Source organism: Hydrogenophaga sp. IBVHS2 (assembly GCF_002127215.1).
In the GTDB taxonomy this organism is placed as follows: Bacteria; Pseudomonadota; Gammaproteobacteria; order Burkholderiales; family Burkholderiaceae_C; genus Hydrogenophaga.
Genome location: NZ_NFUT01000001.1, coordinates 818,363 through 844,669, shown reverse-complemented (window position 1 = coordinate 844,669; position 26,307 = coordinate 818,363). Strand labels below are relative to the sequence as shown.

The following is a 26,307-nucleotide window of genomic DNA, read 5'->3' as shown; positions in this document are numbered from 1 at the left end:
TTCGGGTTCCTTTACAGCAGCACGCGACGGAAGTCGGCGAGGATCTGGCCCAGGTACGCGTTGAAGCGCGCAGCCGCTGCGCCGTCGATGACGCGGTGGTCCCAGGTCAGCGAGAGCGGCAGCATCAGGCGCGGCACGAACTGCTGGCCGTCCCACACCGGCTCCATCTGGCTCTTGCACACGCCCAGGATGGCCACCTCGGGCGCATTGATGATGGGCGTGAAGTACCGCCCGCCGATGCCGCCCAGGCTGGAGATGGTGAAGGTTGCACCGCTCATGTCGGCCGGGCCCAGCTTGCCCTCGCGGGCCTTCTTGGCCAGTTCGCCCATTTCCTGGCTGATCTGCAGGATGCCCTTCTTGTCGGCGTCCTTGATGACCGGCACCACCAGGCCGTTGGGCGTGTCGGCGGCAAAGCCGATGTGCCAGTACTGCTTGTAGACCAGGGCGTCGCCGTCCAAGCTGCTGTTGAACTCGGGAAACTTCTTGAGCGCGGCCACGCAGGCCTTGATCAGGAAGGCCAGCATGGTGACCTTCACGCCGCTCTTCTCGTTCTCCTTGTTGGTGGCCACGCGGAAGGCTTCGAGCTCGGTGATGTCGGCATCGTCGTGGTTGGTGACGGCCGGGATCATCACCGCGTTGCGCAGCAGGTTGGCGCCGCTGATCTTCTTGATGCGGCCCAGCTCCTTGCGCTCGATCGGACCGAACTTGGCGAAGTCGACCCTGGGCCAGGGGATGAGGCCCAGCTCGCTGCCGCCACCACCGGCCGCAGCGGCCGGCGCCTTGGCGGCCTGCGCCACCGTCTGCACCGCACCGCTCATGACCGAGCGGGTGAACTGCTGCACGTCGTCCAGCGTGATGCGGCCCTTGGGGCCGGAACCCTTCACTTCGGCCAGCGGCACGCCGAGTTCGCGGGCGAACTTGCGCACCGAGGGCGAGGCGTGCGGCAGGCCCAGGGGGGCAGCGCTCGGCTGGTGGGCCGGCGCCGCCACCGCAGCAGGTGCGGCCGCCACGGCAGGGGCTGCGGCGGTGGCGGGGACCGCGGCAGGCGCGGACGCAGGCGCCGGGGCCGGCGCGGCCACCGGAGCCGACGCCGCAGCCGAGCCCTGCAGCAGCGCCACCAGATCGCCGATGTTGACCTTGTCGCCGATCTTCACCGCCAGCGACTGCACCACACCGGCCGCCGACGACGGGATCTCCATCGAGGCCTTGTCGGACTCCACCGTGATCAGGCTTTGCTCGGCCTGGATGGTGTCGCCGGGCTTGACCAGCAGTTCGATCACCGCCACGTCCTTGAAATCGCCGATGTCCGGCACACGCACTTCCACCGGGCCGGCGGCCACGGGCGCAGCCGCGGCAGCGGGCGCCGGGGCGGGTGCGGGTGCGGGTGCGGGTGCGGGTGCGGGTGCGGGTGCGGGTGCAGGTGCGGCGGCAGCGACCGGCGCTGCGGCGGCGCCTTCGGCCTCCAGCACCAGCACCACCGAACCCTGCCTGACCTTGTCGCCCAGCTTCACGCGCAGCTCCTTGACGACGCCGGCCGTGGACGACGGAATCTCCATCGACGCCTTGTCGGATTCCACCGTGATCAGGCTCTGCTCGGCCTTGACCGTGTCGCCGGGCTTGACCAGCAGCTCGATCACCGCCACTTCATCGAAATCCCCGATGTCCGGGACTTGTACTTCCACCAGTGCCATGTGTGTCTCCCGGGATCAGGCGTAGAGCGGGTTGATCTTGTCGGCGTCGATGCCGTACTTGCGGATGGCTTCGGCCACCTGCGACATCGGCACGGTGCCCTCCTCGGCCAGGCCCTTGAGGGCGGCCACCACGATGTAGTGGCGGTTGATCTCGAAGTGCTCGCGCAGCTTGCTGCGGAAATCGCTGCGACCAAAGCCGTCGGTGCCCAGCACCTTGTAGGTGCGGCCCTTGGGCAGGTAGGGCCGGATCTGCTCGGCAAAGCTCTTGATGTAGTCGGTGGAAGCCACCACCGGACCGGCATGGCCGGCCAGCTGTTGCGCCACGAAGGGCACGCGCTGCGTTTCCAGCGGGTGCAGCAGGTTCCAGCGCTCCACGTCCACGCCGTCGCGGGCCAGCTCGTTGAAGCTCGGGCAGGACCAGACGGTGGCCGACACACCCCAGTCCTTCTCCAGCAGCTCCTGGGCGAACAGGCTTTCGCGCAGGATGGAACCCGAGCCCAGCAGTTGCACGCGCGGGGTCAGCTTGGCGCCTTCCTTGAGCAGGTACATGCCCTTGATGATCTGCTCTTCGGTACCGGGCTTCAGGCCCGGCATGGCGTAGTTCTCGTTGAGCAGGGTCAGGTAGTAGAAGACGTTGTCCTGCTTCTCGACCATGCGCTTGAGGCCATGGTGCAGGATGACGCCCACCTCGTGCGCGAAGCTGGGGTCGTAGCACACGCAGTTGGGGATGGTGCCGGCCAGGATGTGGCTGTGGCCGTCCTCGTGCTGCAGGCCTTCGCCGTTGAGCGTGGTGCGTCCGGAGGTGCCGCCGAGCAGGAAGCCGCGCGCCTGCATGTCGCCCGCTGCCCAGGCCAGGTCGCCGATGCGCTGGAAACCGAACATCGAGTAGTACACGTAGAACGGCACCATGATGCGGTTGTTGGTGCTGTAGGACGTGGCGGCAGCGATCCAGCTGGCCATGCCGCCGGCCTCGTTGATGCCTTCCTGCAGGATCTGGCCGGCCTTGTCTTCCTTGTAGTACATGACCTGGTCCTTGTCGACCGGGGTGTACTTCTGGCCCTCGGGGTTGTAGATGCCGATCTGGCGGAACAGCCCTTCCATGCCGAAGGTGCGGGCCTCGTCCACCAGGATGGGCACCACGCGCGGGCCCAGTGCCTGGTCGCGCAGCAGCTGGGTCAGGAAGCGCACATAGGCCTGGGTGGTGCTGATCTCGCGGCCTTCGGCCGTGGGCTCCAGCACCGCCTTGAAGTTGTCCAGCGCGGGCACGGTGAAGCTCTCGGAGCTGACCGGACGGCGCTTGGGCAGGTAGCCGCCCAGGGCCTTGCGGCGCTCGTGCAGGTACTTCATCTCCGGCGTGTCGTCGGCCGGCTTGTAGAACGGGATCTTGGGCAGCTCGCTGTCCGGAATGGGCAGGTTGAAGCGGTCGCGCATGTAGCGGATGTCGTCGTCGGACAGCTTCTTGGTCTGGTGGGCGGTGTTCTTGCCCTCGCCGGCCTTGCCCATGCCGTAGCCCTTGACCGTCTTGACCAGCAGCACGGTCGGCTGGCCCTCGTGGTGGTAGGCGCGGTGGAAGGCTGCATACACCTTCTGGGCATCATGCCCGCCTCGGCGCAGCGCCCAGATGTCCTCGTCGCTCATCTTGGAGACCAGCTCCAGGGTGCGCGGGTCGCGGCCGAAGAAGTTCTTGCGGACGAACGCACCGTCGTTGGCCTTCATGGCCTGGTAGTCGCCGTCCAGCGTGTCCATCATGATCTTGCGCAGCGCGCCGTCCTTGTCGCGCGCCAGCAGGGCGTCCCACTCGCGGCCCCACAGCAGCTTGATGACGTTCCAGCCCGAGCCGCGGAACTCGCCTTCGAGCTCCTGGATGATCTTGCCGTTGCCGCGCACCGGACCGTCCAGGCGCTGCAGGTTGCAGTTGACGACGAACACCAGGTTGTCGAGCTTCTCGCGCGCGGCCAGGCCGATGGCGCCCAGGCTCTCGGGCTCGTCCATCTCGCCGTCGCCGCAGAACACCCAGACCTTGCGCTGCGAGGTGTCGGCAATGCCGCGCGCGTGCAGGTACTTCAGGAAGCGCGCCTGGTAGATGGCCATCAGCGGGCCCAGGCCCATGGACACGGTGGGGAACTGCCAGAACTCCGGCATCAGCTTGGGGTGCGGGTAGCTGGAGATGCCCTTGCCGTCGACTTCCTGGCGGAAGTTCAGCAGCTGCTCCTCGCTCAGGCGGCCTTCCATGAAGGCGCGGGCATAGATGCCGGGGGCGCTGTGGCCCTGGATGTAGAGCAGGTCGCCGCCGTGATTGCCACCGGCATCGGTGTTGTCGGCGTGCCAGAAATGGTTGAAGCCGACCGCGAACATGTGGGCCAGCGATTGGAACGAGCTGATGTGGCCGCCCAGGTCGCCGCCATCGGCCGGGTTCAGGCGGTTGGCCTTGACCACCATGGCCATGGCGTTCCAGCGCATGTAGGCGCGCAGGCGACCTTCGAGTTCGAGGTTGCCGGGGTTGTGGGCCTCTTCACCCGGCTCGATGGTGTTGACGTACCCGGTGGTGGCCGAGAACGGCATGTCCACGCTGTGCTGACGGGCCTCTTCCAGCAGCTGCTCCAGGAGGTAGTGGGCGCGTTCAGGGCCTTCGCGTTCGATGACGGCGGTCAGCGCCTCCATCCATTCGCGGGTTTCCTGGGCGTCCAGATCGGACGCGGTGGTACCGGGGCGGGCGTCGTTCGCTGACATGCGTGTCTCCTGTGGCGATATGGGTATGGGCAGGGCCGCTCCCTGCCGGACGGCGGCATTCTTTCACAGATCGAAAGTCGTTTCAATATCCGGATGATGATTTCACATCATGAACTATTCGAAAGGGCCGCTGCCGATGCGAAGTCCGCCCGAACCCTCACGTAGACTCGCCCGGTGGTCACGAATTCCTCTTCTCATGCGGCATCGGTGCCGTGGATCAAGCGCTGGTGGCGGCGCCTGCCGCCCTCACGCCAGGACCGCTTCGCCACACTCGCGCCGCTGCTGTCGGTGCTGCTGTTCCTCACCGCCATCGTGGTGGCGATCGCGTACCTGCGCTACGAGGAGCTCGAACGCGAACAGGAAGCCGTCACCCGCGACGTGGAATACGCGCAGCAGCGCCTGCGCCTGCGCCTGCTGGAGCGCCAGGAGCAGCTCATGCGGCTGGCCCGCGAAATCGACAACCGCGAGATCGACACCGAGGAATTCACCTTCCAGGTCGAAACCCTGGTCAGCCAGTTCCCGGAACTGCTGGCCATCAGCTGGGTCGACGCCCGCCGCACCGTGCAGGCCAGCTACGCCTCACCCAGCGCCCCGCCCGAGCTGGTCCGCCCCACCGGCACGGCATTGAGCCCGGCCGAGACCGACGGCTCGTTCGATCTGGCGCGCGACCTGCGCCAGCCCATCTATTCACGGCCGATGGGCAACAGCCCGCGCAATGCCACCCTCATGCTGCAGGTGCCGCTGACCGAACAGGGTCGCTTCAACGGAACCGTCATGGGCGAGTATTCGGTGGACGGCCTCATGCGTTTCGGGATGCCGCCGGAGATCATGGCCCGCTACGCCGTGGCGCTGGTGGACGACAGCGGACAGGTGCTGGCCGGCACGCTGCAGACACCCAACACGGTGCTGCGCCTGCTGCCCTGGGCCAACCCGCCCATGGAGCACGAGGTGCCGGTGTCGCCGGTGGGCAATGGCCTGATCCTCAAGGCGCAGGGCTACCGGACCTCGCAGGACATCGTCGGCACCGGTTTCTTCTGGGTCATCGGCTCGCTGTCGGTGCTCACCGTGTGGATGCTGCTGGGCACCTGGCGGCACACCCGGCGCCGGGTGCAGGCCCAGCAGGCGCTGATGACCGAGACCAACTTCCGGCGCGCCATGGAGAACTCCATGCTCACCGGCATGCGGGCCCTGGACATGCAGGGCCGCATCACCTATGTGAACCCGGCGTTCTGCTCGATGACCGGCTGGACCGAGGCCGAGCTGGTGGGCCGCACCGCCCCCTTCCCCTACTGGCCCGAAAGCGACCACGACCTGCTGCTGTCCCGGCTGGAGGACGAGCTCAATGGCCGTTCCACGCCGGGGGGCTTCGAGGTGCGGGTGCAGCGGCGCAACGGCACCATCTTCGATGCCCGCATGTATGTGTCGCCGCTGGTGGACCCCAAGGGCGTGCAGACCGGCTGGATGACTTCCATGACCGACATCACCGAGCCCAAGCGGGTGCGCGAGGAACTGTCGGCATCCTACGAGCGCTTCACCACCGTGCTGGAGTCGCTCGACTCGGCGGTGTCGGTGGCGCCTCTGGGCAGCGATGAACTGCTCTTTGCCAACAAGATGTACCGGCTGTGGTTCGGCACCCGGGGCCACGGGCACCGCCGCCTGGTCGATCTGGCCGGTCATCAGCCGCAGCCGGCGCCCGACGACGGCGATGCGGTGGATGCCTTCGCCGGCATGCCCACCGAGACACTGACCGATGCCGGTGCCGAGAACGCGGAGGTGTTTGCCGCCGAACTCGACCGCTGGCTGGAGGTCCGCACCCGTTACCTGACCTGGGTGGACGGCCGCCTGGCGCAGATGGTGATCGCCAGCGACATCACGCCGCGTCGCAACGCCGAAGAACTGGCGGCCCGGCAGGCCGAGCGCGCCCAGACCGCCAGCCGCCTGATCACCATGGGCGAGATGGCGTCGAGCGTGGCGCACGAACTCAACCAGCCGCTCACGGCCATCAGCAATTACTGCAACGGCATGATCTCGCGCCTGAAGGACGAACGCATCAGCACCGAGGACCTGCTGGCGGCACTCGAGAAGACCTCGCGGCAGGCCCAGCGGGCGGGCCAGATCATCCAGCGCATCCGGGCCTTCGTGAAGCGCAGCGAACCCAACCCCATGCTGTCGGACGTGGCCCAGATGGTCAGCAACGCCATCGAACTGGCCGACATCGAACTGCGTCGCCAGCAGGTGCGCCTCACCTCGTATGTGGCGGCGCGGCTGCCCGCCCTCATGGTCGACCCGATCCTGATCGAGCAGGTGCTGATCAACCTGATGAAGAACGCCGGCGAGGCGATTGCCGATGCCAACCGGCCGCCGGCCGAGCGCTATGTCGAGCTGCGGGTCGGACCGCGCCGGCACGACGACCAGGACGTCATCGAGTTCGAGGTGCGCGATTCCGGCAAGGGCGTGCCGGCCGACATGATCGAGCGCATCTACGAGGCCTTCTACAGCACCAAGAGCGAAGGCATGGGCATCGGCCTGAAGCTGTGCCGCAGCATCGTCGAGTCCCACCATGGCAGGATGCGGGTGGAGAACCTCTACAATGGCGAGGATGTGGTGGGATGCTGTTTCAGCTTCTGGATTCCCATCGCCTCGCGACTACAACCGCAGGCCGCCGAAGCAGCGGCCGCGCAGACCCTGACGGACACCGAAAGAGCGAGATGAGTCTGATCCCCAAAAAAGGCACCGTCTATGTCGTCGATGACGACGAGGCCGTTCGCGACTCCCTGCAGTGGTTGCTGGAGGGCAAGGACTTCCGGGTCCGCTGCTTCGAATCCGCCGAGGCTTTCCTCAGCCGCTACGACGCCCGCGAGGTGGCCTGCCTGATCGCCGACATCCGCATGGGCGGCATGAGCGGCATGGAACTGCAGGAACGCCTGCTGGAACGCCAGTCCCCGTTGCCCATCGTGTTCATCACCGGCCACGGCGATGTGCCCATGGCGGTCGAATCCATGAAGAAGGGCGCGCTGGACTTCATCCAGAAGCCGTTCAAGGAAGACCAGCTGGTGGGTCTGGTCGAACGCATGCTGGAGCACGCGCGCGAAGCCTTCGCCACCCACCAGCAGGCCGCCAGCCGGGACGCGCTGCTCTCCAAGCTCACCAGCCGCGAAGCCCAGGTGCTCGAGCGCATCGTGGCCGGTCGCCTGAACAAGCAGATCGCCGACGACCTGGGCATCAGCATCAAGACGGTGGAGGCGCACCGCGCCAACATCATGGAAAAGCTGGGCGCCAACACCGTGGCCGACCTGCTCAAGATTGCGCTGGGCCAGACACCGGCCAAGGCCTGACCCGATTCGAACCCTCCAACGCCCGCCACCCTGGCGGGCGTTTGCATTTCCCACCCTTCGCCCCCGCACCGACATGACCGCACAACTCATCGACGGCAACGCCCTCTCCCGCCAGCTGCGCGCCGACGTGGCCGCCCGCGTCCAGGCCCTCAAGGCCCGGGGCGTCACGCCCGGCCTGGCCGTGATCCTGGTGGGTGACAACCCGGCCTCCCAGGTCTATGTGCGCAACAAGGTCAAGGCCTGCGAAGACACCGGCATGCATTCGGTGCTGGAAACCTGGCCGGCCAGCCTGACCGAGGCCGAGCTGCTGGCCCGGGTGGACGCCATGAACAACGATCCGGCCATCCACGGCATCCTGGTGCAGCTGCCGCTGCCGGCCCACATCGATGCCCAGAAGGTGATCGAGGCCATCGACCCGGCCAAGGACGTGGACGGCTTCCACATCGCCAGCGCCGGCGCGCTCATGACCGGCATGCCCGGCTTCTGGCCGTGCACTCCCTACGGCTGCATGAAGATGCTCGAGCACATCGGCTTTGACCTGCGGGGCAAGCACGCAGTGGTGATCGGCCGCAGCAACATCGTGGGCAAGCCCATGGCGCTCATGCTGCTGCAGAAGAACGCCACCGTGACCATCTGCCACAGCGCCACGCAGGATCTGAAGGCACAGACCCTGCAGGCCGACGTGATCGTGGCCGCCGTGGGCAAGCGCAATGTGCTGACGGCCGACATGGTCAAGCCCGGCGCGGTCGTGATCGACGTGGGCATGAACCGCAACGACGCCGGCAAGCTGTGCGGTGATGTCGACTTCGACGGCGTGAAGGAAGTGGCGGGCTGGATCACGCCTGTGCCCGGCGGGGTGGGCCCCATGACCATCACCATGCTGATGGTCAACACACTCGAATCCGCAGAAAAAAGCTGATCCCCCCGCGCCGCCTGCGGCGTCACCCCCCGAGGGGGCGGCACCGGCGGCCCGGCTGAGCCGGTTCCACGGTGCCCTGGGTCAGTTCACAGCGTATCGGACGGCTGGCGGGAGGACCGCCAGAGGATGGCGCCGGCACACAGCCACTGCCCCAGCACCATCAGGCTGCCCACGCCGTGCCAGAGCTTCAGATTACCGCCGCTGGCGCGGGCGGTGACGATCTTCTGGGCCACGCCGAATTCCTGCACCAGCGCCAGCAGCATGGCCAGGCAGACCAGGCCCAGCGTGGTGAAGGCCTCGGGGGTGGGCTGGCCGCGCTTGAGCAGCACCAGCAGCAGGCCGCCGATGACGATGCCGGCCCAGCACTGCAGTGAAAAGATCTGGGCCGCCACCGGGCCGGCCACGGCCGGGCTGCCCAGCTTCGCGAACAGCAGCGGCACCGCCAGGAAACTCAATGCGCTGATGCCACCCCACCAGAGGGCGGCCAGCATCACGGGCAGGCGCTGCAGCATCGGCCTCAGACGTAGCGCACCGCCACGATCTCGAACCGGCGCACGCCGCCAGGGGCCTGCACCTCGGCGGTGTCGCCCTCTTCCTTGCCGATCAGTGCCCGGGCGATCGGGCTGCTGATGTTGACCAGACCGAGCTTGAGATCGGCTTCGTCCTCGCCCACGATCTGGTAAGTGACCTTGGCACCGCTGTCCTCGTCTTCCAGGTCGACGGTGGCACCGAACACCACCCGTCCGCCGGCGTCCACCGTGGAAGGGTCGATGATCTGGGCCGCCGACAGCTTGCCCTCCACCTCGGCAATGCGCCCCTCGATGAAGCCCTGACGGTCCTTGGCGGCGTCGTACTCGGCGTTTTCGCTCAGGTCGCCCTGGGCACGGGCCTCGGCAATGGCGTTGATGACCGCCGGGCGGTCCACGGTTTTCAGGCGGTGCAGCTCTTCCTTGAGCTTTTCGGCGCCGCGCTTGGTGATCGGAATGGTGGCCATGTGGGTGTCTCCAAAAGCAAACCGCCGGGCGTTGCCGCTCGGCGGTGTTCATTAACGCGGCATTATGCCGCGAAAGGCAGCGGCCGACGCCGGGGTCGGCCCGGGCGGCCTCAGAGCTGCGCGTGCATGTCCTGCACCGAGATCACACCCAGCTGGTCCAGGTACTTCATGCCCTCCACCGCGGCCTCGGCACCGGCGATGGTGGTGAAGGTGGTCACCCGGGCCAGCAGGGCCGAAGTGCGGATGGCGCGCGAGTCGGTGATGGCGTTGCGGCGCTCCTCCACCGTGTTGATGACCAGGGCGATGTCGCCGTTCTTGATCATGTCCACGATGTGCGGGCGGCCCTCGGCCACCTTGTTCACCGTCTGCACCGGAATGCCGGCGGCCGCGATGGCGGCTGCGGTGCCCCGGGTGGCCACCAGCTCGAAGCCCTGGGCCACCAGTTCGCGAGCCACCTCGACCGCGCGCGGCTTGTCGCCGTTCTTGACGGTGAGGAAGACGCGACCCGAGCGCGGCAGCTTGGTGCCGGCGCCCAGCTGGCTCTTCACGAAGGCCTCGCCGAAGGTCTTGCCCACGCCCATGACCTCGCCGGTGGACTTCATCTCGGGACCGAGGATGGTGTCCACACCGGGGAACTTCACGAACGGGAACACGGCCTCCTTCACGCTGAAGTACGGGGGGGTCACCTCGGCGCCGATGCCCTGGGCGTCCAGCGTCTGGCCGGCCATGCAGCGCGCGGCCACCTTGGCCAGCTGGATGCCGGTGGCCTTGGACACGAAGGGCACGGTGCGCGAGGCGCGGGGGTTGACCTCGAGCACGAAGATCAGGTCCTTCTTCTGGCCGTTCTCTTCCACCTCCTGGATGGCGAACTGAACGTTCATCAGGCCCACCACGCTCAGGCCCTCGGCCATGGCGGCGGTCTGGCGCTTGAGCTCGTCCACCGTGGCCTTGCTCAGGTAGTACGGCGGCAGCGAGCAGGCGGAGTCGCCCGAGTGCACGCCGGCCTGCTCGATGTGCTCCATCACGCCACCGATGAAGACACGGCCGGACGCATCACGCACCGCGTCCACGTCGCATTCAATGGCATCGTTGAGGAAGCGGTCCAGCAGCACCGGGGAATCGTTGCTGACCTTCACCGCCTCGCGCATGTAGCGCTCCAGGTCGCGTTGCTCGTGCACGATCTCCATGGCGCGGCCACCCAGCACATAGCTCGGGCGCACCACCAGCGGGTAGCCCAGGGCGGCGGCCTTCTCCAGGGCCTCGGCCTCGGTGCGGGCGGTGGCGTTGGGCGGCTGGCGCAGGCCCAGGTCGTGCAGCAGCTTCTGGAAGCGCTCGCGGTCTTCGGCGGCGTCGATCATGTCGGGGCTGGTGCCGATGATGGGCACGCCGTTGGCTTCCAGACCCAGCGCCAGCTTCAGCGGGGTCTGGCCGCCGTACTGCACGATCACGCCGGCCGGCTTTTCCTTGTCCACGATCTCCAGCACGTCTTCCAGCGTCAGCGGCTCGAAGTACAGGCGGTCGGAGGTGTCGTAGTCGGTGGACACGGTCTCGGGGTTGCAGTTGACCATGATGGTCTCGTACCCGTCCTCGCGCATGGCCAGGGCCGCGTGCACGCAGCAGTAATCGAACTCGATGCCCTGGCCGATGCGGTTCGGACCGCCGCCCAGCACCATGATCTTCTTGTTGCCGGTGGGCTCGGCCTCGCACTCGGCGTCGCCATGGCCCTCGTAGGTGGAATACAGGTAGGCGGTGTTGGTGGCGAACTCGGCCGCACAGGTGTCGACCCGCTTGTACACCGGACGCACGCCCAGGGCCAGGCGGCGCTGGCGCACCGCCGTGTCGGTGGTGGACAGCAGCTTGGCCAGGCGGCGGTCGGAGAAACCCTTCTTCTTGAGGCCGCGCAGGGTGGTGGCGTCCAGGCTCTCGAGCGCCCCGGCACCCTTCCGGGCCACCAGCTGGTCCATGGCCAGTTCGAGCTTGACGATCTCCTCGATCTGGACCAGGAACCACTTGTCGATCTTGGTGAACTGGTGCACCTCGTCGACCGACCAGCCGGCCGCGAACGCATCGCCCACGTACCAGATGCGCTCCGGGCCGGGCTCGCCGAGCTCGCGCTCCAGGGTCTCGCGGTCCTGGGTCTTCTCGTTCATGCCGTCCACGCCCACTTCCAGGCCACGCAGGGCCTTCTGGAAGCTTTCCTGGAAGGTGCGGCCCATGGCCATGACCTCGCCGACCGACTTCATCTGGGTGGTCAGGCGGCTGTCGGCGGTGGGGAATTTCTCGAAGGCAAAACGCGGGATCTTGGTGACCACGTAGTCGATCGACGGCTCGAACGACGCCGGCGTGGCGCCGCCCGTGATTTCGTTGCGCAGTTCGTCCAGCGTGTAGCCGATGGCCAGCTTGGCCGCCACCTTGGCGATGGGGAAGCCAGTCGCTTTGGAGGCGAGTGCGGATGAGCGCGAAACGCGCGGGTTCATCTCGATCACCACCATGCGGCCGTCGGCCGGGTTGATGGAGAACTGCACGTTGGAGCCGCCGGTGTCCACACCGATCTCGCGCAGCACGGCCAGCGAGGCGTTGCGCAGGATCTGGTATTCCTTGTCGGTCAGCGTCTGCGCGGGCGCCACGGTGATGGAGTCACCGGTGTGCACACCCATGGGGTCGAGGTTCTCGATCGAGCAGACGATGATGCAGTTGTCCGCCTTGTCGCGCACCACTTCCATCTCGTACTCCTTCCACCCGAGCAGCGACTCTTCGATCAGCAGCTCGTTGGTGGGCGAGGCTTCCAGGCCGCGCTTGCAGATGGTCTCGAACTCTTCCGGGTTGTAGGCGATGCCGCCGCCGGTGCCGCCCAGGGTGAAGCTGGGGCGGATGACCACCGGGAAGCCCACCGTCTTCTGCACCGCCCAGGCCTCTTCCATGCTGTGGGCGATGCCCGAGCGCGCGGAGCCCAGACCGATCTTGGTCATGGCGTCCTTGAACTTCAGGCGGTCTTCGGCCTTGTCGATGGCCTCGGGCGTGGCGCCGATCAGCTCCACGTCGTACTTGGCCAGCACGCCGTTGCGCCAGAGGTCGAGCGCACAGTTCAGCGCGGTCTGACCACCCATGGTGGGCAGGATGGCAAAGCCGCCGGTGGCCAGGGGCCGCTCCCGGGCGATGATCTTCTCGACCGTCTGCCAGGTGATGGGCTCGATGTAGGTGACATCGGCCGTGGCCGGGTCGGTCATGATGGTGGCGGGGTTGCTGTTGATCAGCACCACGCGGTAACCCTCTTCGCGCAGGGCCTTGCAGGCCTGCACGCCGGAGTAATCGAACTCGCAGGCCTGGCCGATGATGATCGGGCCGGCGCCGATGATGAGGACGGTCTGGATGTCTGAGCGCTTGGGCATTAGTTTTTCTCCTGGGCCTGGGTCATCAGCGCGGTGAAGCGATCAAACAGGTAGCCGATGTCGTGCGGGCCGGGCGATGCCTCCGGGTGGCCCTGGAAGCAGAAGGCCGGTTTGTCGGTGCGTGCCAGGCCCTGCAGCGTGCCGTCGAACAGGCTCACATGGGTGGCGCGCAGGTTCACCGGCAGCGAGGCCTCGTCCACCGCGAAGCCGTGGTTCTGGCTGGTGATGGACACCCGGCCGGAATCCAGGTCCTTGACCGGGTGGTTGGCGCCGTGGTGGCCGAACTTCATCTTGAAGGTCTTGGCGCCGCTGGCCAGGGCCATGATCTGGTGGCCCAGGCAGATGCCGAAGGTGGGCACGCCGGCCTCGATGATCTCGCGCGCAGCGGCAATGGCGTAGTCGCAGGGCTCCGGGTCGCCGGGGCCGTTGGAGAGGAACACGCCGCTGGGCTTGAGCTTGAACACATCGGCCGCCGGGGTGCGGGCCGGCACCACCGTCACCTTGCAGCCGCGCGCGGCCAGCATGCGCAGGATGTTGTGCTTCACGCCGAAGTCGTAGGCCACCACGTGGAAGCGCGGGGCGATCTGTTCGCCGTAGCCGAAGCCCAGCTGCCACTCGGTCTGGGTCCAGGCGTAGGGCTCGGTGGCCGACACCACCTGGGCCAGATCCAGGCCGGCCATGCTGGGGGCAGCCTTGGCGGCCGCCACGGCGGCGGCGCGGTGGGCATCGGTGATGTCTTCGCCGGGGGCCAGCGCCACGATGCAGCCGTTCTGCGCGCCGTGGGTGCGCAGGCGTCGGGTCAGCGCGCGGGTGTCGAGGTCGGCGATGGCCACCGTGTTCTCGCGCCGCAGGTAGTCGCTGAGCGTCTCCTCGGATCGGAAGTTGGAGGCCAGCAGGGGCAGGTCTTTGATGATCAGGCCGGCCGCGCGCACCCGGCCGGCTTCCACGTCTTCGCGGTTGATGCCGGTGTTGCCGATGTGCGGGTAGGTCAGCGTGACGATCTGGCGGCAGTAGCTCGGATCGGTGAGGATTTCCTGGTAGCCGGTGATGGAGGTGTTGAACACCACCTCACCTGTGGTCTGACCGGAAGCGCCGATGGAGATGCCTGTAAAGACCGTGCCGTCGGCGAGCGCGAGAAGGGCTTTCGGGTGGACGGGCAGCACGGGGTTCTCCAGTTATGGGGCGGCAGGACCGGAGCGCCGGCGGCAGGTGCCGCGCAGGATCGCTCTCCACCTGACCCGGCATGACCGGATGCGAGGGCGGCTGGAGAATCCTGGGGTGAGAAGCCGGGGCGCGCTGGGCGTGCGCTGATTGCGGGTAAACCCCGGAATTATAGCCCGCGGCGAGGGGTTTTTCGGGCGGGGCCGGGCCTGTCAGCCGATCCGGCTGGCCGCGCTCGCGTGCAGGCAGATGGCCGCCGCAGCCGCCACATTGAGCGACTCCTCGCCGCCGGGCTGGGCGATGCGCACCCAGCCGCCGGCCCGGTCCATCAGCGCCTCGCTCACGCCCTGCCCTTCATGGCCCATCACCCAGGCACAGGGCCAGGGCAACCGGGCCTGGTGCAGCAGATCGCCCTGGTGGGAACTGGTGACCAGCACCGGCAGGTTCAGCCCGTCCAGGTCGTCGGCCTGCAGGCCCTCGACCAGACGCAGCGCAAAGTGCGAGCCCATGCCGGCGCGCACGACCTTGGGCGACCACAGAGCCGCCGTGCCGCGCAGGGCCAGCACCTGGGCAAAGCCGAAGGCCGCCGCGCTGCGCAGGATCGAGCCCACGTTGCCGGCGTCCTGCAGGCGGTCCAGCACCACGGTGCCCACCCCCGGCGTCACGCCGTCCGCCGCCGGCAGGCGCCAGACGAATCCCATGCCGGCCGGCGACCCCAGGCCGCTGATGCCGGCCATCAAGGCCGGAGGAATCAGCACCACCCGTGGTGCAGCCTGACGCAGCGCGTCGGATGCAGCGTCCCAGGCGGGCTCGGTGAACACGGCGATCTCGGGGCGCTGTCCCCGCGCCAGCAAGGCCCGGCACAGGTGATCGCCCTCCAGCCACACCACGCCATCCTTGCGGTAGGCGGTGTTGTCCTGGGCGAGTTGCCGCAGCTGGCGCAGCAGCGGGTTGTCGCGCGAGGTGATGCGTTGCGCTTCGGTCATGGACGGTGTGGTGTGGCGGCCAGCGACTCGGCCACCGGCGCGAACGAGCGGCGGTGCACCGGCAGCGGCCCATGCCGGCGCAAGGCGGCCAGATGGTCCGCCGTGCCGTAACCTTTGTGGCGGTCAAAGCCGTATTCGGGGTGCTGCGCATGCAGCTCGACCAGCTGCCGGTCGCGCGTGACCTTGGCCAGGATGGAGGCCGCCGAGATGGCCGCCACCTTGGCGTCGCCGCCGACGATGGCCTCGGCCAGCACATCCAGCGGCGGCAGGCGGTTGCCATCCACCAGCACCTTGGCCGGTTTCAGCCGCAGACCCTGTACCGCGCGGCGCATGGCCAGCATCGTGGCCTGCAGGATGTTGAGGCGGTCGATCTCCTCCACCGTGGCCTCGGCCACGCTGCAGCACAGGGCCTTGGCACGGATCTCGTCGAACAGGGCCTCGCGCCGGGCGGCGCTGAGCTTCTTGGAATCGTTCAGGCCAGCAATCGGGTGCAGCTCGTCGAGGATGACGGCGGCGGCCACGACCGGGCCGGCCAGCGGCCCGCGGCCGGCCTCGTCCACGCCGGCCACCAGGCCCGGGACATCCCACACCAGAGAGGCCTGCTCAGGCCGCAAGGACTTGCGCGATCGCATCGCTGGCCAGCCGGGCGGTGTCCCGGTTCAGTTGGAGGTGAAGCTCGGTGAAACGGCCCTGCAGCGCGGCCACGGCCGGCGCGTCGTCCAGCCAGCGCAGCGTGGCGTCGGCCAGGGCTTCGGGCGTGGCGCGGTCCTGCAGGAACTCGGGCACCACGAAATCGCTGCACAAGATGTTGGGCAGGCCCACCCAGGGCTGCAGCTGCTGGCGCCGCATGATCTGCCATGAGATCCAGTTCATGTTGTAGGCAATCACCATCGGACGCTTGAACAGCGCTGCCTCCAGCGTGGCGGTGCCGCTGGCGATCAGGGTCACGTCGCAGGCGGCCAGGGCGGCGTGCGACTGTCCGGCGACCACCGTGATGCGATCCCCCAGCCCGGCGTCCTGCACCAGCGCATCGATGCGCCCCCGCAGCGCGGGCACGGCCGGCAGAACGAAATGCAGCGCCGGGCGCTGACGGGCCATGCGGACCGCCGCCTGCAGGAAACGCCGGCCCAGGTACTGCAGCTCGGACTGGCGGCTGCCCGGCAGCAGGGCCACCACCGGCGCATCGACTGGCAGGCCCAGCCGCTGCCGGGCGGCAGCCTTGTCGGGGTCCATGGGAATCACGCTGGCCAGCGGGTGCCCCACATAGGTGGCGGCCACGCCGTGGCGTGCCAGCAGCTCGGGCTCGAAGGGAAAGATGCACAGGACATGCTCGACGCTGCGGCGGATCTTCTCGATGCGTTCGGGTCGCCAGGCCCAGATCGAAGGGCACACGAAATGCACGGTGGGGATCCCGGCGGCCTTGAGCCCGGCCTCCAGATCGAGGTTGAAATCGGGCGCGTCCACCCCGATGAACAGGTCGGGCCGTGTGTCGTGCAGCAGCCGCGCCTGCAGCTGCCGGCGGATGCCGACGATCTCGCGGTAGTGCCGCAGCACTTCCACATAGCCACGCACCGCGAGCTTCTCGCTCGGCCACCAGGCCTCGAAGCCCTGGGCCTGCATCTGCGGCCCGCCGATGCCGGCGCTGTGCACGGCCGGCCAGCGCTGCTTCACCCCGCCGAGCAGCAGACCGGCGAGCAGATCCCCCGAGGTCTCGCCCGCCACCAGGGCCAGGCGCAGTGCATCGCCCACGCCGGACCTCAGCGGACGATGCCGCGCTGGGCCGAAGTGCCGCGCAGGAAGTCCAGCATCATGGCCACGTCGGGAGCGGCCTCGGGCCTGTCGGCGGTGAGTGCCTCGATGCGCGCGGCGGCGGCCTCCAGCGTCAGGTCGTCGCGGTAGAGGTGCTTGTGCATGGCCTTCACGGCGGAGATGCGCTCGGGCGAAAAGCCCCGGCGACGCAGACCCTCGAAGTTCATGGAGCGCGCCTGTGCCGGTTGGCCCTGGCACATCACGAAGGGCGGCAGGTCGGCAAACAGCAGCGAGCACATGGCCGTCATGGCGTGCGCCCCGATGCGCACGAACTGGTGCACCACGGTGAAGCCGCCCAGGATCACCCAGTCGCCCACCTCCACGTGACCGGCCAGCTGGCTGTTGTTGGCAAAGATGGTCTTGTTGCCCACGGTGCAGTCGTGCGCCAGGTGCACGTAGGCCATGATCCAGTTGTCATCGCCGACCCGGGTCACACCCTTGTCGCCGGGCGAGCCGATGTTGAAGGTGCAGAACTCGCGGATGGTGTTGCGGTCGCCGATGACCAGCTCGCAGGGCTCGCCGGCGTATTTCTTGTCCTGGGGGATGGCGCCCAGCGAGTTGAACTGGAAGATGCGGTTGTCGCGGCCGATGGTGGTGTGGCCCTCGATCACGCAATGGGCGCCCACCGTGGTGCCGGCGCCGATGCGCACATGCGGACCGATCACCGTGTAAGGACCGACCGACACCGAGCTGTCCAGCTGGGCAGCGGGGTCGATCAGGGCGGTCGGATGGATGAGGCTCACGTCGGCTCTCCGTCGGACTTCAGGCGATGGTGCGCATGGTGCACATGAGCTCGGCCTCGCAGGCCACCTCGTCACCCACCCGGGTGGTTCCCTTGAACTTGTAGATGCCGGCCTTGGCCCGCTCCAGCGAAACGTCCATCACCAGCTGGTCACCCGGTTCCACCGGCCGCTTGAACCGGGCACCGTCGATGCCGGCAAAGTAATAGACCGTCTTGTCGTCGGGTGCCACGCCCAGGGTGTGGAAGGTCAGCAGCGCCGCGGCCTGGGCCATGGCTTCGAGCATGAGCACCCCCGGCATCACCGGCCGGTGCGGGAAGTGCCCCGTGAAGAAGGGCTCGTTGATGGTGACGTTCTTGAGCGCCTTGATGCGCTGGCCGGCCTCGACCTCCAGCACGCGATCCACCAGCAGGATCGGGTAACGGTGGGGCAGCAGCTTGAGGATCTGGTGTATGTCCATGGTGGTCAGTCGGTGTTCTTGTGGAGGGCCTGCGCGATGGCATGCTCGGCGGCCTTGAGGCGTTCGCGCAGGCGATTGAGCTGCTTGAGCGAAGCGGCGTTCTTTTCCCAGGCGGCATTGTCGTCGATGGGAAACATGCCGGTGTACTGACCCGGCTGCAGGATGGAGCGGGTGACCACCGATGCGGCCGAGATGTGCACGCCGTCGGCCAGCGTCAGGTGGCCCAGCACGATGGCCCCGCCCCCCACGGTGCAGCGCGCACCGATGGTGGCGCTGCCGGCCACGCCCACGCAGCCGGCCATGGCCGTGTGGTCACCGATCTTCACGTTGTGGCCGATCTGGATCAGGTTGTCGAGCTTCACGCCGTTGCCGATGACGGTGTCGTCCAGCGCGCCCCGGTCGATGCAGCAATTGGCGCCGATCTCCACGTCGTCCCCGATGCGCACCGCGCCGAGCTGCTCGATCTTGATCCACTGGCCCTGGTGAGGGGCGAAACCGAAACCGTCGGCGCCGATGACCACCCCCGGATGGACGATGCACCTCTGCCCGAGCGAGCAGCCCTCGCGCACCGTCACATGGCTGTAGAGGCGACTGCCCTCGCCCACCGACACGCCGGCCTCCAGCAGACAGTGGGCGCCCAGGTGAACGCCGCTCCCCAAGGTAACGCCCGGGCCGACCACGGCGAACGGGCCGATGCTCACGCCCGCGCCGATGTGCGCCGACGGATCCACCACGGCAGACCGATGTATGCCGGCCGCAGGTGCGACTGAGTGGCGCTGCTTCCACCACTGGGTGAGGCGCGCGAAGTAGAGATACGGGTCGTCGGTGACGATGCAGTCGCCCCGCGCACAGGCCTGAAGCTGCAGTGCGGGCGGCACGATGAGCGCACCGGCCTGGGTGGTGTCGATCTGCTTCGCGTAGCGCGGGTGGGACACGAAAGACAGATCGGCCGGCCCTGCCGTGTCGAGCGGGGCCAGCCGGTGGATGGATCGGTCGGGGGATCCGTGCAGGGCCCCGCCCAGGGCCTGCACGATGTCGGTCAGCAGCGCGGCCATGCGCCGCCCGTCACTTCGCGCTGTCGAGGGCGGACATGACCTTGTCGGTGATGTCCACGCGCGGGTTGATGTAGTAGGCCTCGGAGACGATCAGGTCGTACTTGTCGGACTCGGCGATCTGACGCACCACCCGGTTGAGCTTCTCGACCACCTGCTGCAGGGCTTCGTTGCGGCGCAGGTTGAGCTCTTCCTGGAAGTCGCGCTGGCGGCGCTGGATGTCCCGCTCCTGCTCGGCCAGCTGGCGCTGGCGGGTCGCCCGCTGGCTCTCGGCCATGGTCGGGCCTTCCTTCTCGAACTTCTCCACGGAGGCACGGAACTGGTCGGCCGCCGTGCGGATGTCGCGCTCACGCTTGGAGAAGTCCTGCTCCAGCTTGGCCGACACCGCCTTGGCGGTGTTCGACTCGCGCAGGATCTTCTCGACATTGATGGCCCCGATCTTGGTGGCCTGGGCCATGGCCGGACCAGCCGACAGGGCAAGGCCCATGAACAGGGTCAGGGCAAGGCGGCGTGCAAACGAAGACATGTTCATCAAAACGAGGTTCCGATCTGGAATTGGAAACGCTGGATTTTATCCTGCGGCTGCTTGCGGATCGGGGTGGCGATCGCAAAGCGCAGCGGCCCCACCGGCGAGATCCAGCTCAGGCCGATGCCGACCGAGGCGCGCAGGTCCGAGAACAGCCCAGGCGAGCCGGCCACCTCGGAGTTGGCCACGTTACCCACGTCGAAGAATCCGAACATGCGCAAGGTGCGGTCGTTGCCGGCGCCCGGGAACGGGGTGATGAACTCGGCATTGAAGGCAAAGTTCTGGTTGCCGCCGATATTGATCTGCTGCACCGGATTGGTATTTCGCACAGTCGACAACGGGCCCAGCGTGCCCTGCTCGAAACCCCGCACCGAACCCAGGCCGCCGCCGAAGAAGTTCTTGAAGATCGGATAGGGCTTGCCGCCGAAGCCCTTGCCGTAGCCCAGCTCGGTGTTGAACGCCAGGGTGTACTTCTTGGTCAGCGGGATGTACTGCTGGAACTGGTAGTTGGCCTTGAAGTACCGCGCATCACCCGCCACGGCCACCTCGGTGTTGAAGCGCTGGTAGCGACCGGTGGTCGGCACCAGCGCGCTGTCGCGGGAATCCCGCGCCCAGCCCACCGTCAGGGGCAGCGTGTTGCTGGTGGCGCCGAACTGGTTGCGGTAGTCGGCATAGGCGTCGGGCAGGAACGTGCCGTCCTCGATGGTGGTCTGCTCCACCCCCACGCCAAAGAACACCGTGTCCTGTTCGGTGAACGGCACGCCGAATCGCGTGCTCAGGCCCTTGGTGATCAGGCGGTAGTCGCCCAGGTCCTGGGTCTGCGTGCCGTACGGTCGCGTGGTGCGGTAGTAGGCATCGAAGCTGCGCGACACGCCGTCGGGCGTGAAGTACGGATCGGTCGTGCTCAGCACCACCTGGCGGTTGAACTTGCTGGTGTTGACATCGATACCCAGGTAGTTGCCGGAGCCGAACACGTTTTCCTGCCGGATGCCGGCCACCAGCGACAGGCCCTCGGCCTGGCCATAACCAGCGCCCAGCGTCAGGTTGCCGGTGGGCTTTTCGGCCACGGCCACCGTCAGATCCACCTGGTCGGGGGAGCCCGGCACGGCCTGGGTGTCGATCGAGACGTTGGTGAAGAACCCCAGGCGGTCCACCCGGTCGCGCGAGAGGCGGATGCGGTCGCTGTCGTACCAGGCCGATTCGAACTGGCGGAACTCGCGGCGGATCACTTCGTCGCGGGTGCGGTTGTTGCCTTCCACGTTGATGCGGCGCACGTACACCCGGCGCGAGGGCTGGGCGCGGATCACGAAGGCCACGCGCTTGTTCGCACGGTCGATGTCCGGCGTGGCTTCGACCTGGGCAAAGGCATAGCCGAAGGCACCGAAGTACTCGGTGAAGGCCTTGGTGGTGGCGGTCAGGTCCTCCACGTTGTAGGCCTCGCCGGGTTTGAGGGTGACCAGGCTCTTGAACTCGTTTTCGCGGCCCAGGTACTCGCCCTCCAGCGCCACCGACGAGACCACGTAACGGTCACCCTCGGTGATGTTGAGGGTGATGGACATCTCGTCCTTGCCCGGGGTGATGGCCACCTGGGTGGAGTCGATGCGGAACTCCAGGAAGCCGCGGGTGAGGTAGTAGGAGCGCAGGGTCTCGATGTCGGCGTTGAGCTTGGCGCGCGAATAGCGGTCGGACTTGGTGTACCAGCTCAGCCAGTTGCCCGTGTTCAGGTCGAACAGGTCACGCAGCGTGGACTCGGAGAACGCGCGGTTGCCGACGATGCGGATGTCGGTGATGCGGGCGATGTCGCCCTCGACCACGCTGAAGTTCAGGTTGATGCGGTTGCGCTCGGTCGGCGTGACGGTGGTCACCACCTGCGCGGCATACATGCTGCGGGTGATGTACTGGCGCTTGAGCTCCTGCTCGGCGCGGTCGGCCAGCGCCTTGTCGAACGGCCGGCCTTCGGCCAGGCCGATGTCGCGCAGCGACTTGCGCAGGGTCTCGGCGTCGAATTCCTTGATGCCCGAAAAGCTCACGTCGGCCACCGTGGGACGCTCTTCCACGATCACGGTGAGCACGTCGCCGTCGACCTGGATGCGCACGTCGCTGAACAGGCCCAGGCCAAACAGCGAGCGGATGGCGCTCGAGCCCTTGTCGTCGTTGTACTGATCGCCGATGCGGAACGGCAACGACGCGAAGATGGTGCCGGGCTCGACCCGCTGCAGACCTTCCACACGGATGTCGCGCACGGTGAAGGGATCGACCGCCCAGGCGGGCAAGGCCGCCATCAGGGTTGACGCGAGCACGGTGAGCGTGAGGCCGCGAAAACCGGTTTTCTTGAATTTCATGAGAAGGAAGCGTTCAGCCTGCGAGGCGGGCCACATCGTTGAACAAGGCGATGGACATGAGCGCCATGAGAACCATGACACCGCCCCGCTGCAGGCGATCCATCCAGACGTCGGAGATGCGACGCCCCGTCACACCCTCCCAAAGATAATACATCAGGTGCCCCCCATCGAGGACCGGCAGCGGCAGCAGGTTCAGCACCCCCAGGCTCACGCTGATGAGGGCGAGGAACAGGATGTAGGGCGTGAGCCCCAGGCTCGCCGACTTGCCGGCGTAGTCGGCAATCGTCAGAGGGCCGCTGAGGTTGCTGAGTGACGCCTCGCCGATCAGCATGCGGCCCATCATCTTGAGCGTGAGCCACGAGACTTCGGCGGTCTTGACGGCCCCCAGCCACAGTCCCTCGATCGGTCCGTGCTCCACCGTGGTCATGGCAGGCAGCCCGCCGACATAGGCCCCGATGCGCCCCACCCAGGCACCGTCGCGCTGCTCCGGCGTGGGCCGGACCTCGATGTCCAGCACCTGGCCCTGCCGCTCCAGACGCCACTGCTGGGCGCGGGCTTCCCCCGCCGGCCCCACCGCACTGCGGATGAGCGAGCGCAGGTGCTGGCCATCCCGGACCGACACGCCATCCACCGCCTGCACCCGGTCACCTGCCCTCAGGCCTGCCGCCTGGGCTGCACCGCCATCCATGATCTCCCCCACCTCGGGCGGGCTGTAGGGCGCGGTGATGCCGATGCGCTGGAACAGCGAGGCGTCGGCCTCGCGCACCTCCAGACCGGAGAGGGGCAGCAGCACCGGACGGCCCGCATCCTCGGCGTCCTGCCCTACCCAGAGGGTGATGTCGCGGCCGTCGAGCGCGCCCTGGGTCAGCCGCCAGCGCAGGTCCTCGAAGGACCGCACGGCCGTGGCTTCATCTTCCGCAAAGGCGGCGCGCACCACCCGCTCGCCGCCCCGGAGTCCGGCCTTTTCGGCCAGCGAGCCGGCCACCGGACCCGAGAGCACCGGCTGCGGCTCCTGCACCCCCGCCCAGTTCACCACCGCATAGAGGAGCACGGCCAGCAGCAGGTTGGCGGCCGGTCCGGCGGCCACGATCGCGGCCCGCTTCCTCAGGGACTGGGTGTTGAAGGCCAGGTGGCGCTCGGCCGGATCGACCGGGCCTTCGCGCTCGTCCAGCATGCGCACATACCCACCCAGGGGCAAGGCGCCGATCACGTACTCGGTGGGGCTGCCGGCCCTGCGCCAGGTGAACAGCGGCCTGCCGAACCCGACCGAAAAGCGCAGGACCTTCACGCCACAGGCCACGGCCACCCGGTAATGACCATATTCGTGCACCGCAATCAGCAGGCCCAGGGCAGCGATGAAGGCAACGACGGTCAGCATGGTGAGGTGCTCAGGTGATGGAAGCGAAACGCCCGACGTGCGACTGGGCCATCGACCGGGCCTGGGCGTCGATGGCCATCAGGTCATCCACGCTGCCGGGGTTGGAGGGAACCAGGCTGCTCAAAGTTGCATGGTTGACCGCATGGATGCGGTCGAACCGCAGACGGCCCTCGAGAAACGCCGCCACCGCCACCTCGTTGGCCGCATTCAGCACGGCCGTGGTGCCGGTGGGCCCCGCCAGGGCCTCCCAGGCCAGCGGCAGCCCCGGAAACCGCGCTGCGTCGGGTTTTTCGAAGGTCAGCGAGGCCAGCTTCGAGAAATCCAGCGGCAGCGCGCCCGATTCGATGCGCTCCGGCCACGACAGGCCATACGCAATCGGAACCCGCATGTCCGGCGTGCCCAACTGGGCCACGATGGAGTGGTCGCGGTACTGCACCATGGAATGCACCACGCTCTGCGGGTGGATCACCACCTCGATGCGCTCGGGCGGCAGACCGAAGAGGTAGCGTGCCTCGATCACCTCCAGGGCCTTGTTCATCATCGTGGCCGAATCCACCGAGATCTTGCGCCCCATGACCCAGTTGGGATGGGCGCAGGCCTGATCGGGCGTGACGTCGGCCAGCGTGGCGGGGTCGCGGGTGCGGAAGGGCCCCCCCGAGGCGGTGAGCACGATGCGGTCGACGCGGCGGTCCCAGGTGGTCGGATCTTCGGGAAGCGACTGGAAGATGGCCGAGTGCTCGCTGTCGATCGGCAGCAGGGTGGCACCCCCCTCGCGCACCGCCTGCATGAACAGGTCGGCGCCCACCACCAGCGCCTCCTTGTTGGCCAGCAGCAGCTTCTTGCCCGCCCGGGCTGCGGCAAGCGCCGGCGCCAGCCCCGCCGCACCGACGATGGCGGCCATGACCATGTCGACCGCCGGATCGGCGCTGACCTCGCACAGCGCATCCTGGCCCGACCGCACCTCGACCGGCAGACCTTCGGCGCGGCAGCGCTCGCGCAGCGCCGCGGCCTGCACGTCTCCCGCCATCACGGCCACGGCCGGACGGAACTGCCGGCACTGGGCCAGCATGAGGTCCACCTGCGTCGAGGCGGTCAGTGCATGCACTCGGTAGCGATCGGGGTGACGGGCCACCACATCCAGGGTGCTGGTGCCGATGGAGCCGGTGGAGCCCAGGACGGTGAGGGTCTGCATGCGATGAAGAAGGATCAGAAGGTGGAGAGCATCATGGCCAGCGGCAGCACCGGCACCAGGGCATCGACCCGGTCCAGCACCCCGCCATGACCGGGCAGCAGCTGGCTGGAATCCTTGACGCCGGCCGACCGCTTGACCAGCGACTCCACCAGATCGCCGGCCACGCTCATGGCGGTCAGGCCCAGCAGGGCCGGCAGGGCCACCAGCCAGCCATGGGCGGCCAGCCTGGCGTACAGGCTGTGTCCGTCGCCCCAGCCGGAGGCATCGGCGACCATCCAGCCACCGGCCAGCAGCAGCACGCCCAGCAGGCCGCTGATGGCACCCTCCCAGCTCTTGCCGGGGCTGATGTTCGGCGCCAGCTTGCGCCGACCCAGCGTCTTACCACCGGCGTAGGCGGCGATGTCGGCCACCCAGACCAGCAGCAGCACCGACAGCAGGAAGCTCAGGCTCTGCTGGCGCGCCTGCACCAGTGCCAGCCAGGCCGATGCCAGCAGGAACAGGCCCAGCCAGAGACGCAACGGTGCCGGCCAGCGTGCCCACCCGGCCACACCGCGCCAGAGCATGACAGCCGCCAGCAGCAGCCACAGGCCACCGACCAGCAGCCAAAGCAGGCGCCAGTCCAGTGCCAGGCCTCCCGCCATCCAGAGCGCCAGCAGGCCTGCGCCCAGTCCGAGTCCCAGCAGGCGGGAGACCAGCGGGCCGCAGCCGTTCAGGCGCGCCCATTCCCAGCCGGCTGCAACGATCAGCAGCAGCGTGAAGGCCGCGAAGGGAACGATGGAGGCATGGAACAGCGCGGGAAGCAGGATGGCCAGCAGGACCACCGCCGTGATGACGCGCTGTTTAAGCATGGAGGCGGGTGTCGGCCACGGCGGACGCGGGGGCGTCCGTCAGCTGCTCTGAGGTCTTTCCGAAGCGGCGCTCGCGCTGTGCGAACTCGGCCAGCGCACGGTCCAGTGCGGCGGCATCGAAGTCGGGCCACAAGGTGTCGGTGAAGACGAACTCGGTGTAGGCCGATTGCCAGAGCAGGAAGTTGCTGATGCGGGTCTCGCCGCCGGTGCGGATCAGCAGGTCAGGGTCAGGCACGTGCGACAGGGCCATGGCCGAAGACAGGCTGTCTTCGGTGATCTCGACGCCACGCTCGGCGAGCTGGCGGGCGGCCTGCACGATGTCCCAGCGGCCCCCGTAGTTGAAGCAGACATTGAGCACCAGACGCTGGTTGTGGGCCGTTCGCTCTTCGGCGGCTTCCAGCCCTTGCACGACGCGAGCCGACAGGCCTGCGCGGTCACCCGGGAAATGCAGCCGCACGCCGTTGTCCAGAAGGCTGGGCACCTCGCGCTGCAGCGCCAGCGACAGCAGCTCCATCAGGCCGGACACCTCATCGGCGGGGCGGCTCCAGTTCTCGGACGAGAACGCGAACACGGTGAGCACCGGAATGTGCCGCTCCAGGCAGGCCCGGACCACCTGCCGCAGGGCCTCGACGCCTTGCTTGTGACCGGCCACACGGGGCAACCAGCGCCGGCGTGCCCAGCGACCGTTGCCATCCATGACGATGGCCACATGGGCCGGTACGCGGTCTGAGGCGGAGGTGTGCATGACGCGGGGC

Annotated in this window: 21 protein-coding genes; 3 read left to right on the top strand and 18 right to left on the bottom strand. The window is 67.9% G+C overall.

The genetic code is table 11. From position 1 onward, the window contains the following. Positions 1-11: 11 nt before the first annotated feature. Positions 12-1,691, bottom strand: coding sequence for a dihydrolipoyllysine-residue acetyltransferase (gene aceF / locus CAP38_RS04145; protein WP_086119572.1), 1,680 nt, complete (start codon positions 1,689-1,691; stop codon positions 12-14). Between the two features lie 15 nt (positions 1,692-1,706). Continuing rightward, a complete protein-coding gene (gene aceE / locus CAP38_RS04140; RefSeq protein ID WP_086119571.1) occupies positions 1,707-4,421 on the bottom strand; it encodes a pyruvate dehydrogenase (acetyl-transferring), homodimeric type in 2,715 nt (904 codons plus the stop codon). 174 nt (positions 4,422-4,595) lie between these two features. Between aceE and CAP38_RS04135 the strand changes: the two genes are divergently transcribed. From CAP38_RS04135 to folD, 3 genes are all read left to right on the top strand, one after another. Beyond that, positions 4,596-7,133 (top strand): PAS domain-containing sensor histidine kinase, encoded by a 2,538-nt coding sequence (locus tag CAP38_RS04135; RefSeq protein WP_086119570.1) that lies wholly within the window; start codon positions 4,596-4,598, stop codon positions 7,131-7,133. Further along, positions 7,130-7,756, top strand: coding sequence for a response regulator transcription factor (locus CAP38_RS04130; RefSeq protein WP_086119569.1), 627 nt, complete (start codon positions 7,130-7,132; stop codon positions 7,754-7,756). Before CAP38_RS04135 ends, CAP38_RS04130 begins: the two co-directional genes overlap by 4 nt. Before the next feature lie 73 nt (positions 7,757-7,829). Continuing rightward, entirely contained in the window at positions 7,830-8,675 is an 846-nt protein-coding gene (gene folD, locus CAP38_RS04125; RefSeq protein ID WP_086119568.1) for a bifunctional methylenetetrahydrofolate dehydrogenase/methenyltetrahydrofolate cyclohydrolase FolD, read from the top strand. Between the two features lie 86 nt (positions 8,676-8,761). Here the strand turns inward: folD and CAP38_RS04120 are convergent, their stop codons facing one another. The 16 genes from CAP38_RS04120 to uppS form a co-directional block, all read right to left on the bottom strand. Beyond that, complete coding sequence (locus CAP38_RS04120) at positions 8,762-9,187, bottom strand: DUF4149 domain-containing protein (RefSeq protein WP_086119567.1); 426 nt, start codon at positions 9,185-9,187, stop codon at positions 8,762-8,764. Between the two features lie 5 nt (positions 9,188-9,192). Further along, on the bottom strand, positions 9,193-9,669 hold the full coding sequence (gene greA / locus CAP38_RS04115) for a transcription elongation factor GreA (RefSeq protein ID WP_086119566.1): 477 nt from the start codon (positions 9,667-9,669) through the stop codon (positions 9,193-9,195). Positions 9,670-9,779: 110 nt separating this feature from the next. Next, entirely contained in the window at positions 9,780-13,058 is a 3,279-nt protein-coding gene (gene carB / locus CAP38_RS04110) for a carbamoyl-phosphate synthase large subunit (protein ID WP_086119565.1), read from the bottom strand. Then, positions 13,058-14,221 (bottom strand): glutamine-hydrolyzing carbamoyl-phosphate synthase small subunit, encoded by a 1,164-nt coding sequence (gene carA / locus CAP38_RS04105; protein WP_086119564.1) that lies wholly within the window; start codon positions 14,219-14,221, stop codon positions 13,058-13,060. The genes carB and carA overlap by 1 nt, the downstream gene beginning before the upstream one ends. 210 nt (positions 14,222-14,431) lie before the next feature. Further along, positions 14,432-15,205 carry an RNA methyltransferase gene (locus CAP38_RS04100; protein WP_086119563.1) on the bottom strand — a complete coding sequence of 258 codons (774 nt, stop codon included), beginning with the start codon at positions 15,203-15,205 and terminating at the stop codon, positions 14,432-14,434. Continuing rightward, a complete protein-coding gene (gene rnhB, locus CAP38_RS04095) occupies positions 15,202-15,837 on the bottom strand; it encodes a ribonuclease HII (RefSeq protein ID WP_086119562.1) in 636 nt (211 codons plus the stop codon). Before rnhB ends, CAP38_RS04100 begins: the two co-directional genes overlap by 4 nt. Beyond that, the gene (gene lpxB, locus CAP38_RS04090) at positions 15,809-16,954 is read right to left on the bottom strand and encodes a lipid-A-disaccharide synthase (protein WP_179188442.1); all 1,146 of its coding nucleotides are present in this window, start codon (positions 16,952-16,954) and stop codon (positions 15,809-15,811) included. The genes rnhB and lpxB overlap by 29 nt, the downstream gene beginning before the upstream one ends. 8 nt (positions 16,955-16,962) lie before the next feature. After that, positions 16,963-17,757, bottom strand: a complete 795-nt coding sequence (gene lpxA, locus CAP38_RS04085) for an acyl-ACP--UDP-N-acetylglucosamine O-acyltransferase (protein ID WP_086119561.1) — start codon at positions 17,755-17,757, stop codon at positions 16,963-16,965. Positions 17,758-17,776: 19 nt separating this feature from the next. Beyond that, positions 17,777-18,214, bottom strand: coding sequence for a 3-hydroxyacyl-ACP dehydratase FabZ (gene fabZ / locus CAP38_RS04080; RefSeq protein WP_086119560.1), 438 nt, complete (start codon positions 18,212-18,214; stop codon positions 17,777-17,779). A gap of 5 nt (positions 18,215-18,219) precedes the next feature. Next, complete coding sequence (gene lpxD / locus CAP38_RS04075; RefSeq protein ID WP_086119559.1) at positions 18,220-19,269, bottom strand: UDP-3-O-(3-hydroxymyristoyl)glucosamine N-acyltransferase; 1,050 nt, start codon at positions 19,267-19,269, stop codon at positions 18,220-18,222. Positions 19,270-19,279: 10 nt separating this feature from the next. Continuing rightward, positions 19,280-19,792 carry an OmpH family outer membrane protein gene (locus CAP38_RS04070; RefSeq protein WP_086119767.1) on the bottom strand — a complete coding sequence of 171 codons (513 nt, stop codon included), beginning with the start codon at positions 19,790-19,792 and terminating at the stop codon, positions 19,280-19,282. A 5-nt stretch (positions 19,793-19,797) separates the two neighbouring features. Then, positions 19,798-22,134, bottom strand: coding sequence for an outer membrane protein assembly factor BamA (gene bamA / locus CAP38_RS04065; protein ID WP_086119766.1), 2,337 nt, complete (start codon positions 22,132-22,134; stop codon positions 19,798-19,800). 13 nt (positions 22,135-22,147) lie between these two features. Continuing rightward, entirely contained in the window at positions 22,148-23,512 is a 1,365-nt protein-coding gene (rseP, locus tag CAP38_RS04060; RefSeq protein WP_086119558.1) for an RIP metalloprotease RseP, read from the bottom strand. A gap of 10 nt (positions 23,513-23,522) precedes the next feature. After that, complete coding sequence (gene ispC / locus CAP38_RS04055; protein WP_086119557.1) at positions 23,523-24,704, bottom strand: 1-deoxy-D-xylulose-5-phosphate reductoisomerase; 1,182 nt, start codon at positions 24,702-24,704, stop codon at positions 23,523-23,525. Between the two features lie 14 nt (positions 24,705-24,718). Then, the gene (locus tag CAP38_RS04050; protein WP_086119556.1) at positions 24,719-25,552 is read right to left on the bottom strand and encodes a phosphatidate cytidylyltransferase; all 834 of its coding nucleotides are present in this window, start codon (positions 25,550-25,552) and stop codon (positions 24,719-24,721) included. After that, positions 25,545-26,297 (bottom strand): polyprenyl diphosphate synthase, encoded by a 753-nt coding sequence (uppS, locus tag CAP38_RS04045; RefSeq protein ID WP_086119555.1) that lies wholly within the window; start codon positions 26,295-26,297, stop codon positions 25,545-25,547. Before uppS ends, CAP38_RS04050 begins: the two co-directional genes overlap by 8 nt. Positions 26,298-26,307: the final 10 nt, after the last annotated feature.

Excerpts from the sequence above, each read along its gene's own strand:
- CAP38_RS04130 (WP_086119569.1), top strand. The coding sequence starts at position 7,130 with ATGAGTCTGATCCCCAAAAAAGGCACCGTCTATGTCGTCGATGACGAC.
- carB (WP_086119565.1), bottom strand. The coding sequence starts at position 13,058 with ATGCCCAAGCGCTCAGACATCCAGACCGTCCTCATCATCGGCGCCGGC.
- uppS (WP_086119555.1), bottom strand. The coding sequence starts at position 26,297 with ATGCACACCTCCGCCTCAGACCGCGTACCGGCCCATGTGGCCATCGTC.
- rseP (WP_086119558.1), bottom strand. The coding sequence starts at position 23,512 with ATGCTGACCGTCGTTGCCTTCATCGCTGCCCTGGGCCTGCTGATTGCG.
- CAP38_RS04050 (WP_086119556.1), bottom strand. The coding sequence starts at position 25,552 with ATGCTTAAACAGCGCGTCATCACGGCGGTGGTCCTGCTGGCCATCCTG.
- fabZ (WP_086119560.1), bottom strand. The coding sequence starts at position 18,214 with ATGGACATACACCAGATCCTCAAGCTGCTGCCCCACCGTTACCCGATC.
- greA (WP_086119566.1), bottom strand. The coding sequence starts at position 9,669 with ATGGCCACCATTCCGATCACCAAGCGCGGCGCCGAAAAGCTCAAGGAA.
- aceE (WP_086119571.1), bottom strand. The coding sequence starts at position 4,421 with ATGTCAGCGAACGACGCCCGCCCCGGTACCACCGCGTCCGATCTGGAC.
- bamA (WP_086119766.1), bottom strand. The coding sequence starts at position 22,134 with ATGAAATTCAAGAAAACCGGTTTTCGCGGCCTCACGCTCACCGTGCTC.
- rnhB (WP_086119562.1), bottom strand. The coding sequence starts at position 15,837 with ATGCGATCGCGCAAGTCCTTGCGGCCTGAGCAGGCCTCTCTGGTGTGG.
- aceF (WP_086119572.1), bottom strand. The coding sequence starts at position 1,691 with ATGGCACTGGTGGAAGTACAAGTCCCGGACATCGGGGATTTCGATGAA.
- lpxD (WP_086119559.1), bottom strand. The coding sequence starts at position 19,269 with ATGGCCGCGCTGCTGACCGACATCGTGCAGGCCCTGGGCGGGGCCCTG.
- CAP38_RS04120 (WP_086119567.1), bottom strand. The coding sequence starts at position 9,187 with ATGCTGCAGCGCCTGCCCGTGATGCTGGCCGCCCTCTGGTGGGGTGGC.
- CAP38_RS04070 (WP_086119767.1), bottom strand. The coding sequence starts at position 19,792 with ATGTCTTCGTTTGCACGCCGCCTTGCCCTGACCCTGTTCATGGGCCTT.
- CAP38_RS04100 (WP_086119563.1), bottom strand. The coding sequence starts at position 15,205 with ATGACCGAAGCGCAACGCATCACCTCGCGCGACAACCCGCTGCTGCGC.
- folD (WP_086119568.1), top strand. The coding sequence starts at position 7,830 with ATGACCGCACAACTCATCGACGGCAACGCCCTCTCCCGCCAGCTGCGC.
- ispC (WP_086119557.1), bottom strand. The coding sequence starts at position 24,704 with ATGCAGACCCTCACCGTCCTGGGCTCCACCGGCTCCATCGGCACCAGC.